We start from the raw sequence: 16,267 nt of genomic DNA, 5'->3' as shown, positions 1-16,267 counted from the left end.
AAAGCAAGTGTGATCACAAATCAAAAATCAGGAGACGGCGACGATCGTCTTCGGCCAGAGGGTTTGATGAGCGAGGCAGCGGAACGGCAAGGGCAGGAGACCCGGGCGCCGGTCCTGACGGCAAGCAACGTCGTCAGGCGGTTCGGCGGCCTCGTCGCCGTCAACGATGTCTCGTTCGACGTCAACGCGGGCGAAATCCTCGGCCTGATCGGCCCGAACGGCGCCGGCAAGACGACGATGTTCGATCTGCTCGCCGGCAGCATATTGCCGACCAGCGGCGATATCTTCCTCAACGGCACGCGTGTCTCCGGTGAAGCCGCTCATCTGCGCATTGGTCGAGGTCTCGGCCGCACCTTCCAGATTCCCCGGCCACTGCCCAATCTGACGCTGATCGAAAACATAATGCTGGCCGCGCAGGGCCAGGCCGGCGAAAAGCTGCTCGCCAACTTCGTCACGCCCTGGCGGGTGGCGGCGCAGGAAAGAGCCTCCAGAACGAAGGCGCTCGACCTGCTGGAGCTCGTCACCCTCACCCACCTCGCGCATGAGCCCGCGCGCGTGCTTTCCGGCGGCCAGCGCAAGCTGCTGGAACTTGCCCGCGTCATGATGGCCGACCCGGCGATCATCCTGCTCGACGAGCCGGCGGCGGGCGTCAATGCGACGCTGCTCGAAGTCATCATCGACCGCATCCGCGACATCAACGCGCGCGGCATCACCTTCCTTTTGATCGAGCACAACATCGACATGGTGACGCGGCTCTGCCACCGCGTCCTGGTCATGGCGAGCGGCCAGTTGCTGAGCGAAGGCACGGCGGAAGAGGTTGCCCGCGATCCGCGCGTCATCGAGGCCTATCTCGGAGGCGCCGCATGAATGAGATCGTCCTCGACGTCCGCAAACTCGAAGCTGGCTATGAGCCCGGCGTGCCGATCGTGCGCGGCGCGTCGATCACCGTCAGCAAGGGCGAGATCGTCGTCGTGCTTGGTCCCAACGGTGCCGGCAAATCGAGCTTCATCAAGGCGATCGCCGGCCTTGTCCCGATCACCGGCGGCACGGTGTTCCTGGACGGCAAGGACATCACCGCCGCGCCCGCCCACACCATGGTGCGGCTTGGGCTCGCCTTCGTGCCGCAGACCGAAAACATCTTTCCGCTGATGTCGGTCGAGGACAATCTCAGGGTTGCCTGCGGCATCCTCGAGCGGCGTGAAATCCCTGGCCGCATCGAGGAGATGTATGCTGCCTTCCCCGACCTCGTCCGCCAGCGGCGCACCGCCGCCGGCAACCTGTCGGGCGGACAGCGGCAGATGCTTGCGGTCGCGCGGGCGCTGATCGTCCACCCAAAGGTGCTGGTGTTGGACGAACCATCGGCCGGCCTGTCGCCGAAATTCGTCTCGATGGTGTTCGAGATGCTGGCCGGCATCCGCAAGTCCGGCGTCACCATCCTTTTGGTCGAGCAGAACGCCAAGGCGGCACTGGCCATCGGTGACCGCGCCTATGTGCTGGTCGAGGGCAAGGACCGGCACGAGGGCATCGCCTCCGAATTGTGGAACGACCCGGTCGTCGCCGAGCTCTATCTCGGCCAGCGACCGCTCAACGCGGAAAAGTCGTCGCACGCAGGCAAGGGAGGCGCGGCATGAGCCTGCAATTTGTCGTTGACGGGTTGCTGACCGGCTCGATGATCGGCCTCGGCGCCATCGGCGTGACCCTCACCTATTCAATCCTGCGCTTCTCGAATTTTGCCCATGGCGACTTCATGGCATGGGGCACCTATGCGACGCTCGCCGTCGTCAGCGCCATCGGCGCGATGGTCGGCAAGGTGGCGCCGATCGCACCGCTGTCCTTCGGCTGGCCGCTCCTGGTCGCGCTGATCGTCGGCATGGCCTTCACCGCCCTCTTGGCGCTGCTGCTCGACAAGGTGCTGTTTTCGCGACTGCGCTCACAAGGCCAGGCGATCATCGTGGTGATGGCGAGCTTCGGCGCCTCGATGGCGCTCCGAAGCCTGCTCGAGTTCACCTTCAGCTCGCGCCCGACCTATTTCAGCCGGGCGATCCAGATAGCCATGCCGGTCGGCTTCGGCATCCGCATCACGCCCGACCAGATCGCGCTCTTGCTGCTGACCGCGGTGCTCGTGCTCGGCGTGCATCTGTTGATGACGCGCACACAGACCGGACGCTCCATGCAGGCCTTGAGCCAGAACGCTGCATTGGCGCGTATCGTCGGCATCGACGTCGCCAGCGTGGTACGCGTCACCTGGGTCATCGGCGGCGCGCTGGCCTGCGTGGCCGGCGTGATGATCGGCATTCTGGTGCAGGTCCGCCCCTTCATGGGCTTCGACATGCTGCTGCCGATGTTCGCCGCCGCCATCCTCGGCGGCATCGGCAGCATCCCGGGCGCGGTGCTCGGCGGCCTGATCATCGGTCTCGCCGAGGCTGGCGCGGTTCAGTTGATCGGCGCCGAATGGCGCGCCGCCGTCTCGTTCATCATCCTGATGGCGGTGCTGTTCGTGCGGCCGATCGGCCTTTTCGGCGTGAGGGAAAGATGATCGATCTCATCGGCTACGGCGCTTTCTTCCTGACCACCGCGCTGATCTTCTCGCTGGTGACGCTCGGGCTCAATCTGCAGTGGGGGCTGACCGGCCTGTTCAATGTCGGCCTCGCCGGCTTTGTCGCCATCGGCGCCTACACATCGGCGCTGCTGACGACACCGGACGATCCCGTCCGCCTGGGCGGCTTCGGCCTGCCGATCCTGGTCGGCTGGGCGGGCGCCATGGCCATCGGCGGCATCGCCGCCGCGCTTACCGGCATGGCCACGCTGCGGCTCAGATCCGACTATCTGGCAATCACCACATTCGGCGTCGCCGTGGTCGTTCAACTGGTGGCGCTCAACGCGCAGAAGCTGACCGGCGGTCCGTTCGGCATCGGCTTCATACCGCGTCCCTTCGGCGGCCTTGCCGAGACGCCGCTGCTGTTCAACCTGTCGAATCTTGCCGTCGTCTCGGTTGTCACGCTGATCGCCTATCTCGCCCTGGAGCATCTGTCGCGCAGCCCGTGGGGGCGCGTGCTGAAGGCGCTGCGCGAGGATGAGCGGGCGGCGATTTCGCTCGGCAAGAGCGCGCGCTTCTACCGTGTCCAGGCCTTCGCGGTGGGCGGCGCCATCATGGCGCTGGCCGGGGCGCTGCAGGCGCATTTCACCGGCTTCATCGCGCCGGACAATTATTTGCCGATCCTGACCTTCCAGGTCTGGGTGATGCTGATCGTCGGCGGCTCGGGCAGCAATCCCGGCGCCGTCATCGGCAGCATCCTGGTCTGGGCGATCTGGGCCGGATCGGGCACGCTGACCAGCGTGCTGTTTCCGCCCGAGCAGCAGGCACGCGCCGCTTCGCTTCAGATCGTCGCCATCGGCGTGATGCTTTGCGTCATCCTGCTGCTCCGGCCGAACGGTCTGTTTGGCGACAGGCCAAAGCGGCCGCGTTTCGGCAAGCGGTCCAAGGCGGTCGCGGCCAAGAGCAGTTCCAACTCATGAATGCGGTGACCCGGCAGGAAGCGCATGGCGCTTCGCTCTGGCATGCCGTGAGCCGCAATCGGCGCGAGCGGCCAGCGCTGCAAGGCGAGATCGATGTCGACCTTGCCATTGTCGGCGGTGGTTTTTCCGGCCTGTCGACCGCACTTCACGCCGCCGGGAAAGGGCTTTCCGTCGCCGTTCTCGAAGCCGAGTGCATCGCCTGGGGCGCGACCGGCAGGAATGCCGGGTTCGTCGTGCCGAACTTCGCGAAGAGGGACCCAGACAGCATCCTTGCGCATCTCGGCCCCGAGCGCGGTGAACGCCTGATCGACTTCGCCGCCGGCAGCGCCGATCTCGTCTTCGGGCTGATCCGGCGGCACGGCATCCACTGCGACGCCGTGCAGAGCGGCTGGATCCAGCCGGCGCATTCGCCCGCCGCGCTCGAAAAGGTCAAATCCCGGGCCGGGCAATGGGCGCGGCGCGGGCGGCCTGCCGTCACGCTGGACCGGCAGGATGTCGAAGCACTGACGGGTGCGCGCGGCTATGTCGGCGGCTGGATGGATCGTTCGGGCGGCGTGCTCAATCCGGTCGCCTACGCGCGCGGGCTCGCCGATGCGGCGGAGAAGGCCGGCGCGAAGATCTTCGAGCGCACAACGGTCACCTCGGTCGATCCCGTGGCCGATGGCTGGACGCTGAAAACGCCATCGGGCACGGTGCGTGCCGGCAAGGTGCTGATCGCCACCAACGCCTATGGCGGGTCACTCAATCCGTTGCTGCACCGAACCTTTTTCCCGCTGAAGGTTTTTCAGATCGCGACCAGGCCGCTGCCGCTTGATGTGCGCACGCGTCTGCTTCCAGGCGGGCAAGGCGTTGGCGATACCAGGCGCAATCTCTTCACCTTCCGCTTCGATGCCGAAAACCGGCTGATCAGTGGTGGCATGCATATACTTGGCGCAGGCGCCGACAGACGCGTGCCGCAAACGATCTGGCGGCGGCTCGCCAGACATCTCGACCTGCCTGACCTGCCGCCGCTCGCCCATAGCTGGTCGGGAATGGCTGCCGTCGAACCGGACTTCCTGCCGCATCTCCTGGACCTCGGGCCGGGGCTGATCGCCGGCCGCGCCTGCAACGGGCGCGGCATTGCCATGACGACGGCGATGGGCAAGGTGCTGGCTGACTGGGCTGCCGGAACCGAAGCCCGTGATTTGCCGCTGCCGTTCGCGCTGCCGGCACCGATCCCGTTCCACGCGGTGTTGCGTCATGCGCCCAACGTGCTGCTCGGCTGGAGCATGCTGCGCGATCGGATGGACGGGAAGGTGTAGGTGGATCGTGCCGGTGGAGCGGACGATCAGCCGGCTGTGCGCAGATTTTCGGAGAGGACAGCGGCCGCTACCGCGATGTCCTGCTCAAGGGAGGCCCGGACGGCAGGGCCATTGCGCTGCTCCAATGCGGCAACGATCCTGCGATGCGCGTCGTTCGACTGCGGAATGTAGCGATCGGCCTGCATCAGCAGCTTCAGGTAAGGGCCAACCCGGCCCCAGAGGTCGCGGATCATGTTGAGCAGGATCGGGGCGCCGGCATGCTGATAGATGGCAAAATGAAATGCCTCATTCAGCGAGAGATAGGCGCTGGCGTCACCGGTCTCGATGGCGCGCTGCATGCTGGCCAGTGTCGCCCGTATGTCGAGCAACCCGCCTTCGCTTATCCGCGATGCGGCCATCTCACCCGCCAGCCCTTCGACGGCGATGCGGATCTGGGTCAGTTCCTCGAAGGCTGGGGCCGACAGCAAGGGCACGATGATCGAACGGTTGTTCTGCATCTCGAGCAGCCGCTCGGCGACAAGCCTTTGCAGCGCCTCGCGGATCGGCGTCGTCGATATGCCGAACGTCTCGGCAAGCTTGCGGATGACCAGTGTCTGGCCCGGGCTAAAACCGCCCGAAATCAATTCCTGCTTGAGCGCGCCATAGGCGCGGTCGTTGAGGGTTTGATGTTCGAGCTTCAGCATGCGCGCCCGGCTCCGGTCACTAGTTCGACAGTGCGCGATCGAGCGTTTCTGCCAGTTGCTCGGCATTGTCCCTGGCAAACGGCAGAGGCGGCCTGATCTTCAGCACATTGCCGCGCGGACCGCAGGACGAGATCAGCACGCCGTCCTCGCGCATGGCTTCAACGACGGAAGACGTCTTGGTGGCGGCCAAGGCCTCATCGCCATCCGCCGCCAGTTCGACGCCAAAATAGAGGCCGTTATGCCTGACGTCGGCGACCATGCCGTGCCGACCTTGCAGCGCGCGCAGCAGCTCACCCGTGTAGGTGCCGGCATTGCGCGCGTTCTCGATCAGCCCCTCGCCCTCGATGACGTCGAGCACCGCGATGCCGACGGCGGCCGCGACCGGATTGCCGCCGAAGGTGTTGAAGTAGCCGGTGTTCGAACCGAAAGAGGCAACAAGCTGCGGCCGCACGATCACCGCACCCATCGGATGCCCATCGCCGATCGGCTTGCCCATGGTGACGATGTCTGGATCGAGGCCATAATTGGCAAAGCCCCACATGCCTTGACCGAGCCGGCCAAAGCCCGACTGGACCTCATCGGCGATGACGATGCCGCCGGCCTTCCTGACGTGATCGGCCGCCTTGCGCATCACCGTCGCATCCGGAAAGTAGATGCCGTCGCTGGAAAAGGCCGAATCGAGCAGCAGCGCCGCCGGACGGATGTTTTGCGCACGCATGTCGTCGATCGCGGCGGCGACATTCCTGGCGAAATCATGCGCGGCGCGGCCATGCTCGCGGAACGTGTCGGGAGCTGCCACGGTCCGGTGGTGCGCGGGCACGCCCTTCGCCCCGACCGCCGCCGGCGACAGCTGCGCCGTCGCGATCGTGGCGCCGTGATAGGCGAAGTCGGTGATGATCACGCCGGTGCCGCCGCTGGAATGCTGGGCAATGCGGATGGCGAGATCGTTGGCCTCGCTGCCGGTGCAGGTGAACATGGCGTGCCCGAGATGGGCCGGAAGCGTGCCGAGCAGCTTCTCCGCGTAGTCGAGGATGATCTCGCTCAAGTAGCGGGTATGGGTGTTGAGCGTGGCGGCCTGCCCCGACAGCGCCTCGACCACGCGCGGATGGCAGTGCCCGACCGAGGCGACGTTGTTGTAGGCGTCGAGAAATTTGCGGCCCTGCGCATCGTAGAGCCACACGCCGCTGCCGCGCACCAGATGGATCGGGTTGCGATAGAAGGCGCGATAAGTCGGCCCAAGCAGCCTCGCGCGGCGTTCGAGCAGGGCTTGCTCGGATGCCGCCGAGCCGGCATTTGCAGGGTATAGCGAGGACTGGGACACGGGCATCTACTCCGGATTGGAATGGTCGAGGAAATAACGGTGGGCCTCAGTTGGCGAGAGTCCGTCCAGCCGTTCGAGCGAGGCCCAGACCTCGGTGATGAGGCGCAGGACATAATCGCGCTTTGCCGGGAAGCGTTCGGCCTGCCAGCTGGCGATGTTGGCGATGAGCGCAAGGCGGGCACGTATCAGATGGAAAAGAATGCTGATCTCTTCGGTTTCAAGTGGTTGCACCAAGTGGTAGCCGGCGACGAAACGCGCGGCGGGCGCCAGCGGATGACCTTCCGCCGGCCAGCGGTAGACGGCGCCGACGGCGAGATCGCAGATCAACGGCGAATGGATCATGTCGCCGAAATCGAGGATGCCGCTGACCACCTCCGGACGCGACGCGTCCATCACCACATTGTAGGAATTCATGTCGTTGTGGACGATCTGCGCGCGCAGCCTCGGGATGATCGGCGCCGCATGCTCCTCGAAGGCGTCGATGACGCGCTCCACCATGGCGCGATGGCCGGCATCGGCGATATGCGCCAGCATGGGCCGCGTCTTGGCGACCTTGCGGATATCCCAGAGCAGGTCGCTGCCGGCTGCCGGATGGAAAAAGCCGCGCAGCGCCCGGCCAAGGCGGGCGAGGAAGATGCCGAGATTGCGATCCTGCGCCGCAGAGATGGGCGAGCGCGAAAGCAACTGGCCGGGCAGATAGGTCACCAGCCGGACGATGCGCGGCGCCGATCCGCCGACGCTGACCGCGAACTGCGCTTTGCCTTGCAGGCTTTTGCGCACAGAAGGCACCGGCAAGGTCGGGTCGACCGCAAGGATATGATCGAGCGCCTTGTTTTGGAAATCTGTGAAGCCCGCCTCCTCCGCCGGATGCGAGATCTTGAGGACGAACTCGCCCTCGCCTTCGGTCTGGATGTGGAAGTTGTGGTCGCGCTCGCCCGGCAAGGGACGCGCGCCGCCGTTGAGACCGTAATGCCGGCGCAAAATGGCAAGCGCGTCGGCGATCGAAACGTCAGGCGCATCCTCGGCCAGCGTTTCGCCGAAGGCATCAGGCACGGCCGCGCTCATGGCCTTGCCTCTGGATCGATCGGCTCAAGACCACACCAGTCGGCGATGAACAGGGCGATGGTCTGGGTGACCTTGCGCACCGAGTCGAGATCGACGGCCTCGTCATAGCCATGCGGCATGCGGCAGATCGGGCCATAGACGATCGCCGGCGTGCCGGCATAGAGGCCGAAGAAACGCGCATCGGTGGTGGCCGAAGTGACGTGCTCCGTCAGCGGCTCGCCCCACACGGCGACATGGCTGCGGCGCAGCACGGCTTCCATCTCGTCAGCGCCTTCCAGCACATAGCCCTCGGCCATGAAGCCGTTATACGTCATCCTGGGCGGGCGATTGGCGAGAAACGGATCGGCGCGGGCCGCATCGGCGATGCAAGCCTCGAGCTCGGCCCTCGCGTCTTCGAGCTTCTGGCCGGGATAGGTAGCGACCCGCATCTCGAAAACACAGCGCGCCGGAACGCTCGATGTCCATTCGCCGCCTTCGATCCTGCCAAGGTTGAAGCGGATCGGATGCGGGTGATTGCAGAAATGCGGATCATCGACCTTGCGCGCGTTCCAGACGATTTCGAGCTGCTTCAGCGCCTGGATGATGACGAAGGCCTTTTCGATGGCATTGGCGCCGGCCGAGAAAGCACCCGATGCATGCTGCGGATCGCCGTCGACCTCGACCCTGAACCAGATCGGTCCGACCTGCGCCCGCATCAATCGCGGTTCCAGCGGCTCGGGAATGAAGGCAGCGTCAGCGCGATAGCCGCGTTGCAGACAGGCGAGCGCGCCATTGCCGGTGCACTCTTCCTCGACCACCGACTGGAGATAAACGTTCGCGGCCGGCTGATAGCCGAGGCTGCGCAAGGCGGCCAGCGCATAGAGACAGGCCGACAGGCCGGCCTTCATGTCGCCGGCGCCGCGGCCATGCATCCAGCCGTCTTCAATTGCCGGATCGTAGGGATCGCGCAGCCAGCGGTCGAGCGGCCCCGTCGGCACCACGTCGATATGGCCGTTGAGGATCAGCGAACGGCCGGTGGCGTTTCGTGGCGTATGGGTGGCAACGACGTTGAAGGCATCGTCATAGGAGACCGCCACGGGTGAAAACCCCGGCAGATCGCGGATCGCATCGATGTCGACACGCCACATGTCGACAGTATAACCGTCGGCCTCGTAAGCGGCCGCCATGAAGGATTGCGCCGCGTGCTCTTCGCCACGCTGGGAAGGAAGGCGCACGAGGTCCGCCAGGAATGCGACTTGCCGCGCGAAGCCGTCATCAACTGCGCTCAAAATGGCTTCGTCGGCAATTCGTTCAGGCATGATATTCCGCTTTCCCAAGAATGGTGTATCATATCTCATATGCCATTTTCAGGAAATGCAAGAGGACAGGCGGGCCAAACTTATGACCCACCTTCGGAAACCCTTGGCAGGCGAGCGAAGAATTGGCATCAGCTTCTTGCATGCCGGCCAAGCCGTGCGACGGAAGATCGAGGACAGATGCTGGTCACCGAAGGCACATTGCCGGATGAAGTCACCGATCTCTCGGCCGGCTACCGGCGCGTGCCGGCCGGCAAGATCATCAATGCGGTAACGTGGATGGAAGCGCTTGCTCCGGTGCCAGGCCTCGCCCGACCGCTGACCATGACCCGGGTCACCAAGCCCGACAGCGCCTCCTACCGCGCGATCTTCCTCGAGATCGGCGCTCCCTGGCTCTGGGATCGCGCCGCCGAAATGTCGGATGCCGAAATCGCCAAGCATTTCGCCGACCCTCGCCAGCATCTCTATTACGGCCATGATGAAAGCGGCGGCCATGTCGGCATGGTCGAATTCTCGGTGGCCGACAACAACGAGATCGAGATCACCTATTTCGGCCTGTTCCCATCCTTGACCGGCCAAGGCTTCGGCAAGCGGCTGATGGCCGGCGCGCTCGATCAGGCATGGCGGCTCAGCCCCGGCCGCATCTGGCTGCACACCAGCAGCTTCGATCATCACAACGTCATCGGTTTCTACAGAGCTTGCGGATTTGAACCCTTCGCGGCGGGTTTCGAAATCACCGACGACCCCCGGATCAAGGGAACGTTGCCGCGCGATGCCGCCCCGCAAATCCCGTTGATCGAAACGGAATGGGTGCCCGGCGCCAGATGAGACCAACCAATACCGACGGCGGGCGGCCTCGCGCTGCCGTCAGGTCACTTGCGGCGCCGGTAGCCGCTGGCGCAATTCGTCGACAAGCACCCTGGTGTTTTCGGAATAGTCGATGGGCACGACGACGAGATGCACGCCGCCGCCGGTGAAGGCCTGCTCCAGCGCCGGCCGCAAGTCCGCAATAGCGTCAACCCTGGTCCCCCGGGCGCCATAGGCCTCGGCGTATTTGACGAAGTCGGGATTGCCGAAGGTCATGCCGAAGTCCGGAAATTCGTCGACCGCCTGCTTCCAGCGGATCATGCCATAGGCATGGTCTTCGAGCAGCAGGACGACGAAGTTGAGCTTGAGCCTGACGGCGGTTTCCAGCTCCTGGCTGTTCATCATGAAGCCGCCGTCGCCGCAAATGGCCATGACGCGGCGCCTGGGATAGAGCAGTGCCGCCATCATCGCCGACGGCAGGCCGGCGCCCATTGTGGCCAGCGCATTGTCGAGCAGCAGCGTGTTTGCCATGCGCGTGCGGTAATTGCGCGCGAACCAGATCTTGTACATGCCGTTGTCGAGAGCGAGGATCCCGTCCGCCGGCATCACGGCACGCACGTCATGCACGATGCGCTGCGGCGTGAAGCGGTCTTCGGTGGCGCGCGCCGCGATCCGGCTCAAAATGCCTTCGCGCAACGGCAGCAGGGCCTGCGCGTTGGGGATCTTGCCCTCGATGCGGTCGGCCAGCAGCGCCAGTGATGGGCCGAGGTCGCCGACGATTTCAGCCTGCGGGAAATAGACCTGCTCGACATCCGCTGACTGGTAGCCGACATGGATGACCTTCGGTCCTTTGGCGCCCATGATGAAGGGCGGCTTTTCGACCGTGTCGTGGCCGATGGTGATGATCAGATCGGCCTGCTCGATGGCCTCGTGCACATAGTCGCGCTCCGAAAGCGCTGCCGTTCCCATGTAGAGCTCGGTGCCGCCGGGCACGGTGCCCTTGCCCATCTGCGTGGTGAAATAGGGAATTTGGGTGCGAAGCACGAACTGGGCGACATCCGGCGTCACACGCGGCCGCGACGCCGCCGCGCCGAACATCAGCAGCGGACGCTTGGCCTCCATGATCATGCGGGCGGCACGGTCGAGCGCACCCGCGCTGGCCAGAGGCAGCTCGACCGGATGCGTCGGCACCAGCGCGACCGGCTCACACTCAGCCGCCGCAATGTCTTCCGGCAGCTCCAGATGCACTGGGCCAGGGCGCTCTTCCTGGGCGACGCGGAAGGCTTCGCGCACCAGCGAGGGGATCATCTTCGGCGAGACGATCTGGCGCGACAGCTTGGTCAGCGGCTTCATCGCCGCGACGATGTCGACGATCTGGAAGCGCGCCTGCCGGGATGACAGGATGCCCTTCTGGCCGGTGATCATGATCATCGGCATCGCGCCGAGCAGCGCATAGGCCGAGCCGGTCGTCAGATTGAGCGCGCCGGGCCCAAGCGTGGTGATGCACACACCTGGCTTGCCGGTAAGCCTGCCATAGGTGGCGGCCATGAAGGCGGCCGCCTGCTCGTGGCGGGTCAGGATCAGCTGGATCGACGAGCGCCGGATGGATTCGACGATGTCGAGATTTTCTTCGCCCGGAATGCCGAAAATCCGCTCGACCCCTTCATTCTCGAGGGCCGCGACGAACAGATCCGAACCTTTGGTCATGAACCGTCTCTCCTGCAACGCGCACATTCCGTCAGCCACCATCATATGGCAGGGAAGGCGACGCCTCAAAGACCGAAGCGTGCACTGGCTCACATAAGAGATCAGAGTTTGCGCGCCGTCGACAAGTGGAGCGGCGCTAGCACGCGGCTGGCGATCACCCCATCAATTTCGGCAGGGCGACCGCCAGCGCGTCGACGGCGAACCGGACTTTGAGCGGCAGATGCGGCGTCTGCAGCCAAAGGGCGTAACAATCATAGGGATAGCGCCGCTGCTCCGGCAACAGTGTCATCAGCGCGCCGGCCCGGATGCGCTCGCGAACCAGCCACCAAGGTAGCCAGGCAATCCCCATGCCTTCGACGGCGGCATCGGCAATGGCATCGAGATCGTCGAGCCGCAACCGGCCGCTGGGCATGATCTCCTGTGTGCGTTGTCCCTCACGCGCAAACAGCCAGGGCTGAACGATCTGGCCGAGCCGGCGGTAGACAATCGCCTGATGATCTGCGAGGTCTTCGATTTGGCGCGGTTCGCCATGGCGCTGCAGGTAGGAAGGCGCCGCGCAGACGATCATGCCCTGGCGCGCAACGCGGCGCGCGATCACGCCGGCCTTGTCGTCCAGATCGCCGGTTCGGATGGCGAGATCGTAGCCGTCCTCGGCGAGATCGGCGAAGCGGTCACTGAGCGACAGGTCGAGTTCCAGCATCGGATACTGCCGCGCCAGTTGCAGCAATACGGGCGTCACGCAGTGGCGGCCGAAATGCGCCGGCATGGTGACGCGCAGTTTTCCCCGTGGTTCCGAGAGCTGGTCGTCGGCGGCCTCGGCCTCGGCCAGCACGACACGGCAACGCTCATAGTAGGCGCTGCCGAAATCGGTCAGGCTCTGCCGGCGCGTGGTGCGGTTTATGAGGCGCACACCCAGCCGTTCTTCAAGAAAGCGGACATGCTTGCCGACCATCGGTCCGGACAAATCGAGCGCGACCGCCGCGGCCGCGAATGAGCCGAAATCGACTGCCTTGACGAACACTGCCATGCTCTCAAGCCGATCCATATTCGAAACTCCTGGTTTCTACTGCCTTACCTGCACAGCCATTTATCCATAAGGCGGTTGGCTGCATAGCTCATTCGGCTTAGATGATTTGGAGTAGCCCTGATGTCACGTATGGTCCGCTTCCACCAGCTTGGTGGTCCCGAGGTTCTGCGCATCGAGGACGTCGACCTTCCCTCACCGGCTGCGGGCGAGGTTCAAATCCGGGTCAAGGCGCTCGGCCTCAATCGCGCCGAGGCACTCTTGCGTTCGGGCGCCTATATCGAGACCCCGGCACTGCCTTCCGGGCTTGGTCTCGAGGCGGCAGGCGTCGTCGAGGCAGTGGGCGAAGATGTAACGGACTTCGCGCCGGGCGACGCGGTCAGCGTCATCCCGCCGCGATCGATGATCCGCTGGCCGGCTTATGGCGAGTTGGTCACCTATCCCGCCGGGCTTATCGTCAAACATCCGCCGACACTCGACTGGCGGACGGCAGCGGCGCTCTGGATGCAATATCTCACCGCCTATGGCGCGCTGATCGACATCGCCAAGCTTGGAAGCGGAGATGCCGTCGTCATCACCGCGGCATCAAGCAGCGTCGGGCTTGCCGCCATCCAGATCGCCAACAGGGTCGGCGCGACAGCGATCGCGGTGACGCGGACGTCGGCGAAAAAACAGGCCCTGCTCGATGCCGGGGCGGCTGAAGTCGTGGCCCTGGCCGACGAGGACCTGGAGGCCCGGCTAAAGGAAATCGCCGGACCGCAAGGCGTGCGCGTGGTGCTGGATGCCGTCGGCGGCCCGATCTTCGAGCCGCTGACGGCCGCAATGTCAACGAGCGGCATTCTCATCGAATATGGCGGCCTCAGCCATGAGCCGACGCCGTTCCCTTTGGCTGCCGTCCTGGGCAAGATGCTGACGCTGCGTGGCTACCTCGTCCACGAGATCACCGGCAACCCGGCCAAGCTGGAAGCCGCCAAGGCATTCATCCTGGAAGGGCTTGAGGCCAGTACGCTGGGGCCGATCATCGACAGGACCTTTGCCTTCGACCAGATCGTCGAAGCGCATCGCTATCTCGAGTCGAACGAGCAGTTCGGCAAGATCGTGGTGACGGTTTGAGCAAAACCATCTTCGTCATCCATTCAGGCGCCCAGCCTGCCAAGGCCAACGAATCATTCTCATGGGCAATATCGCCCTTGAAGGCGCGGCCCCGTATTCCTAACTGTCGTCTGCGGGCCGGGCCCCTCTGACGATCGTTTTTGGCGATTGTGATGTCGGACCGCTATAACGGGCCCGTTTCCATACCTTTCGGTCAAGCGGGCTCATCCTTTTTGGTTTGGAGCCCCACATGACACCTTCTTCCCATCTTGGTTTGGTTTGCCCCTCCTGCCGCGTCGCGCTCGTAATGAGCGAACGCCAGGGTATCGAGATCGATTACTGTCCGCAGTGCCGCGGTGTCTGGCTTGATCGAGGCGAACTCGACAAGATCATCGAGCGTTCCGGCAGGGAGGCCTCGCCGGCGCCGCAGCCGGCAGCATTCTCCCAGCCACCACAGGGCCATGGTCGCGATGACGACTATTCGCGCTCGCAGGGCCACCGCTATCCGAAGCGGAAAAAATCATTCTTCGAAGAGCTGTTCGATTGACCGCATGGCCCGCCACCGGGCCGGCATTTGCTGAACACTTCCGAAACCGCATCGACAAAGGTCCATCCCGATGATTTCGCGCACAAGCCGATTTGCCGCCCTCTTTGCAGGACTGTTCCTTGCATTCTCCATGGTCGCGATCGATCATGCCGAGGCCCGTCGCGGCGGCAGTTTCGGCAGCCGTGGCATGCGTACGTTCCAGTCGGCACCGCCGACCAGGACCGCCCCGGCGCCCATCGCTCCGGTCGAGCGTTCGATGACGCCCAACACCGGTGTGAACAGTGCGGCGCGGCAGCCGCAGGCGGGCCTGCAGAGGCCCGGCTTCATGAGCGGCTTCGGTGGAACAATGATGCGCGGCCTGCTGATCGGCGGCCTGATTGGCCTGCTCCTGGGCCAAGGCTTCGGCGGGCTGGCCGGCATGTTCGGTTTCCTGTTGCAGGCCCTGCTCATCGGCGGCGTGATCATGCTGGCTATCAGGTTCTTCCGGTCGCAATCCGCAGGCGGTTCCGCCCCTGCTCTCGCCGGTGCCGGCAATGCTCAAGCTTCGCGGTTTGAGAACCGCACAACGGCGCAGCAGCAGGCTGCACGCTCCTTCACAATTCCGGGCTTTGGCGGCGGTTCGGGCGGAGGCTCGCCGGCCGCCGGTTCCGAGGAGATCACGCTGGCGCAGAGCGACCTCGACGCATTCCAGCAGCTGCTGAGCGATGTCCAGGAAGCATTCGGGCGCGAGGACCATGCCGCCCTGCGCCGGGTGACGACTCCCGAAATGGTGTCCTATCTGTCCGAGGAGCTGGCCGACAATGCCCAGAAAGGTCTCAGGAACGAGGTATCGGATATCACCTTGCTGCAGGCCGACATCGCGGAAAGCTGGCGCGAGGATGACCGCGACTACGCCACGGCCGCGTTGCGCTATGAGTCTCGTGACGTGACGCGCGAACGGGCCAGCGGCAAAGTCGTCGAGGGCGACGATGATCATCCGACAGAGACTACAGAGCTGTGGACATTCATGCGTGAGAATGGCTCGAACTGGAAGCTCTCGGCAATACAGCAGGCATGAGCCCGGCCAGTTCTGTCCGAGGCTTCGATGCAGATGCGATGGTTGGTTGCGGCGTTCAGCGCACGATCTTGACGCACATCGGCGTGTCGATCTCGATGGTCTGGCCGGCGTCGGCAAGCAGCGCTTGGGCGCTGCTTGACCGGCCAAAATTTCGCCTGTTCACGCTTGCAACGAAATCTCATATGTGAAAATACTATTTACAAAAGAAGATTGGCGGGAGGAGACGTCGTGCAATCAGGCGCCGTGACGCGCGTTCGAACGGCTGCCCGGGCCCTCCTGAGAGACCCGTGGAGCCAGCCATGAACGACTTCGCAGCCACCGTCGGCGTTGCCTCGACGCACCCAAGCAATATGCCCGAGGAGCATGCCGCCTTACCGGTGTGGAATGCCGAGAACTGGTTCTATGAGGACTGGCCGGTCGGCCAGAAAATCCGTTCGTTGCGGCGTACCATGGCGGAGGGCGACAGCCACCTTTTCAACACGCTAGTGCTCGACATCCATCCTTATGTGCAGGACCAGATGTTTGCCGAGAGCGAGGGCATTTTCGGCAAGCGGCTGATCGCCGGCGCTTTCGTCTTTTCGGCCGGGTTGGGCCTGGTCGCCACCAACTGCGTCAACGCCTTTTCCTATGGCTATGACAAGCTCCGCTTCATAAAGCCTGTCTTCATTGGCGATACGATCTATTCGATCCGCTCCAACCTCGACAAGAAGCCTCGTTACAAGGAGATGGGGCTGATCCGCGCCAGCTACGAGGTGTTCAAGGGCGAAGGCGAACTCGTTTTGTATTGCGAGCACCTGCAGACGGTGAAGTACCGCAACCCCGCCGATTTCGTCGGCAAGACGGAGAAATAAG

16 protein-coding genes are annotated in these 16,267 nt (G+C 64.3%); 10 read left to right on the top strand and 6 right to left on the bottom strand.

The window, feature by feature from the left end; genetic code table 11:
- Nucleotides 1–66 precede the first annotated feature (66 nt).
- From JT360_RS09385 to JT360_RS09365, 5 genes are read left to right on the top strand one after another with little or no spacing between them, the layout of a single operon-like run.
- Nucleotides 67–867, top strand: a complete 801-nt coding sequence (locus JT360_RS09385; RefSeq protein WP_214471244.1) for an ABC transporter ATP-binding protein — start codon at nucleotides 67–69, stop codon at nucleotides 865–867.
- Nucleotides 864–1,631, top strand: coding sequence for a branched-chain amino acid ABC transporter ATP-binding protein (locus JT360_RS09380; RefSeq protein ID WP_214471243.1), 768 nt, complete (start codon nucleotides 864–866; stop codon nucleotides 1,629–1,631). Before JT360_RS09385 ends, JT360_RS09380 begins: the two co-directional genes overlap by 4 nt.
- On the top strand, nucleotides 1,628–2,536 hold the full coding sequence (locus JT360_RS09375; RefSeq protein ID WP_214471242.1) for a branched-chain amino acid ABC transporter permease: 909 nt from the start codon (nucleotides 1,628–1,630) through the stop codon (nucleotides 2,534–2,536). Before JT360_RS09380 ends, JT360_RS09375 begins: the two co-directional genes overlap by 4 nt.
- The gene (locus tag JT360_RS09370; RefSeq protein ID WP_214471241.1) at nucleotides 2,533–3,516 is read left to right on the top strand and encodes a branched-chain amino acid ABC transporter permease; all 984 of its coding nucleotides are present in this window, start codon (nucleotides 2,533–2,535) and stop codon (nucleotides 3,514–3,516) included. Before JT360_RS09375 ends, JT360_RS09370 begins: the two co-directional genes overlap by 4 nt.
- On the top strand, nucleotides 3,513–4,817 hold the full coding sequence (locus JT360_RS09365; RefSeq protein ID WP_214471240.1) for an NAD(P)/FAD-dependent oxidoreductase: 1,305 nt from the start codon (nucleotides 3,513–3,515) through the stop codon (nucleotides 4,815–4,817). The genes JT360_RS09370 and JT360_RS09365 overlap by 4 nt, the downstream gene beginning before the upstream one ends.
- Before the next feature lie 26 nt (nucleotides 4,818–4,843).
- Here the strand turns inward: JT360_RS09365 and JT360_RS09360 are convergent, their stop codons facing one another.
- From JT360_RS09360 to JT360_RS09345, 4 genes are read right to left on the bottom strand one after another with little or no spacing between them, the layout of a single operon-like run.
- Complete coding sequence (locus JT360_RS09360; protein WP_214471239.1) at nucleotides 4,844–5,500, bottom strand: GntR family transcriptional regulator; 657 nt, start codon at nucleotides 5,498–5,500, stop codon at nucleotides 4,844–4,846.
- 19 nt (nucleotides 5,501–5,519) lie between these two features.
- Nucleotides 5,520–6,827: an aspartate aminotransferase family protein gene (locus JT360_RS09355; RefSeq protein WP_214471238.1), complete on the bottom strand. Its 1,308-nt coding sequence runs from the start codon at nucleotides 6,825–6,827 to the stop codon at nucleotides 5,520–5,522.
- Nucleotides 6,828–7,886: a phosphotransferase gene (locus tag JT360_RS09350; RefSeq protein ID WP_214471237.1), complete on the bottom strand. Its 1,059-nt coding sequence runs from the start codon at nucleotides 7,884–7,886 to the stop codon at nucleotides 6,828–6,830.
- Nucleotides 7,883–9,184 carry an ArgE/DapE family deacylase gene (locus JT360_RS09345; RefSeq protein WP_214471236.1) on the bottom strand — a complete coding sequence of 434 codons (1,302 nt, stop codon included), beginning with the start codon at nucleotides 9,182–9,184 and terminating at the stop codon, nucleotides 7,883–7,885. Before JT360_RS09345 ends, JT360_RS09350 begins: the two co-directional genes overlap by 4 nt.
- A 177-nt stretch (nucleotides 9,185–9,361) precedes the next feature.
- Here JT360_RS09345 and JT360_RS09340 point away from each other — a divergent pair, with 177 nt between their 5' ends.
- Nucleotides 9,362–10,009, top strand: coding sequence for a GNAT family N-acetyltransferase (locus tag JT360_RS09340; RefSeq protein WP_214471235.1), 648 nt, complete (start codon nucleotides 9,362–9,364; stop codon nucleotides 10,007–10,009).
- Nucleotides 10,010–10,048: 39 nt separating this feature from the next.
- Here the strand turns inward: JT360_RS09340 and JT360_RS09335 are convergent, their stop codons facing one another.
- Complete coding sequence (locus JT360_RS09335; RefSeq protein WP_214471234.1) at nucleotides 10,049–11,695, bottom strand: acetolactate synthase large subunit; 1,647 nt, start codon at nucleotides 11,693–11,695, stop codon at nucleotides 10,049–10,051.
- Between the two features lie 154 nt (nucleotides 11,696–11,849).
- Entirely contained in the window at nucleotides 11,850–12,740 is an 891-nt protein-coding gene (locus JT360_RS09330; protein ID WP_214471233.1) for a LysR family transcriptional regulator, read from the bottom strand.
- A gap of 102 nt (nucleotides 12,741–12,842) precedes the next feature.
- Between JT360_RS09330 and JT360_RS09325 the strand changes: the two genes are divergently transcribed.
- The 4 genes from JT360_RS09325 to JT360_RS09310 all read left to right on the top strand — a co-directional run bounded on the left by JT360_RS09325 (nucleotide 12,843) and on the right by JT360_RS09310 (nucleotide 16,266).
- On the top strand, nucleotides 12,843–13,832 hold the full coding sequence (locus JT360_RS09325) for a zinc-dependent alcohol dehydrogenase family protein (RefSeq protein WP_214471232.1): 990 nt from the start codon (nucleotides 12,843–12,845) through the stop codon (nucleotides 13,830–13,832).
- A gap of 229 nt (nucleotides 13,833–14,061) precedes the next feature.
- Nucleotides 14,062–14,358 carry a TFIIB-type zinc ribbon-containing protein gene (locus JT360_RS09320; protein ID WP_214471231.1) on the top strand — a complete coding sequence of 99 codons (297 nt, stop codon included), beginning with the start codon at nucleotides 14,062–14,064 and terminating at the stop codon, nucleotides 14,356–14,358.
- Nucleotides 14,359–14,428: 70 nt separating this feature from the next.
- Entirely contained in the window at nucleotides 14,429–15,415 is a 987-nt protein-coding gene (locus JT360_RS09315; protein WP_214471230.1) for a Tim44 domain-containing protein, read from the top strand.
- Nucleotides 15,416–15,714: 299 nt separating this feature from the next.
- On the top strand, nucleotides 15,715–16,266 hold the full coding sequence (locus JT360_RS09310) for a MaoC family dehydratase (RefSeq protein WP_214471229.1): 552 nt from the start codon (nucleotides 15,715–15,717) through the stop codon (nucleotides 16,264–16,266).
- Nucleotide 16,267: the final 1 nt, after the last annotated feature.

This window comes from Mesorhizobium sp. dw_380 (assembly GCF_018588885.1).
In the GTDB taxonomy this organism is placed as follows: Bacteria; Pseudomonadota; Alphaproteobacteria; order Rhizobiales; family Rhizobiaceae; genus Mesorhizobium.
Note: the sequence above shows the minus strand (reverse complement) of the source record. Positions and strands in the feature narration are given on the sequence as shown.

Coding starts and splice junctions, on each gene's coding strand:
- JT360_RS09315 (WP_214471230.1), top strand. CDS start 14,429: ATGATTTCGCGCACAAGCCGATTTGCCGCCCTCTTTGCAGGACTGTTC.
- JT360_RS09340 (WP_214471235.1), top strand. CDS start 9,362: ATGCTGGTCACCGAAGGCACATTGCCGGATGAAGTCACCGATCTCTCG.
- JT360_RS09355 (WP_214471238.1), bottom strand. CDS start 6,827: ATGCCCGTGTCCCAGTCCTCGCTATACCCTGCAAATGCCGGCTCGGCG.
- JT360_RS09360 (WP_214471239.1), bottom strand. CDS start 5,500: ATGCTGAAGCTCGAACATCAAACCCTCAACGACCGCGCCTATGGCGCG.
- JT360_RS09320 (WP_214471231.1), top strand. CDS start 14,062: ATGACACCTTCTTCCCATCTTGGTTTGGTTTGCCCCTCCTGCCGCGTC.
- JT360_RS09365 (WP_214471240.1), top strand. CDS start 3,513: ATGAATGCGGTGACCCGGCAGGAAGCGCATGGCGCTTCGCTCTGGCAT.
- JT360_RS09385 (WP_214471244.1), top strand. CDS start 67: ATGAGCGAGGCAGCGGAACGGCAAGGGCAGGAGACCCGGGCGCCGGTC.
- JT360_RS09330 (WP_214471233.1), bottom strand. CDS start 12,740: ATGGATCGGCTTGAGAGCATGGCAGTGTTCGTCAAGGCAGTCGATTTC.
- JT360_RS09375 (WP_214471242.1), top strand. CDS start 1,628: ATGAGCCTGCAATTTGTCGTTGACGGGTTGCTGACCGGCTCGATGATC.
- JT360_RS09345 (WP_214471236.1), bottom strand. CDS start 9,184: ATGCCTGAACGAATTGCCGACGAAGCCATTTTGAGCGCAGTTGATGAC.
- JT360_RS09335 (WP_214471234.1), bottom strand. CDS start 11,695: ATGACCAAAGGTTCGGATCTGTTCGTCGCGGCCCTCGAGAATGAAGGG.
- JT360_RS09310 (WP_214471229.1), top strand. CDS start 15,715: ATGAACGACTTCGCAGCCACCGTCGGCGTTGCCTCGACGCACCCAAGC.
- JT360_RS09380 (WP_214471243.1), top strand. CDS start 864: ATGAATGAGATCGTCCTCGACGTCCGCAAACTCGAAGCTGGCTATGAG.
- JT360_RS09325 (WP_214471232.1), top strand. CDS start 12,843: ATGTCACGTATGGTCCGCTTCCACCAGCTTGGTGGTCCCGAGGTTCTG.
- JT360_RS09370 (WP_214471241.1), top strand. CDS start 2,533: ATGATCGATCTCATCGGCTACGGCGCTTTCTTCCTGACCACCGCGCTG.
- JT360_RS09350 (WP_214471237.1), bottom strand. CDS start 7,886: ATGAGCGCGGCCGTGCCTGATGCCTTCGGCGAAACGCTGGCCGAGGAT.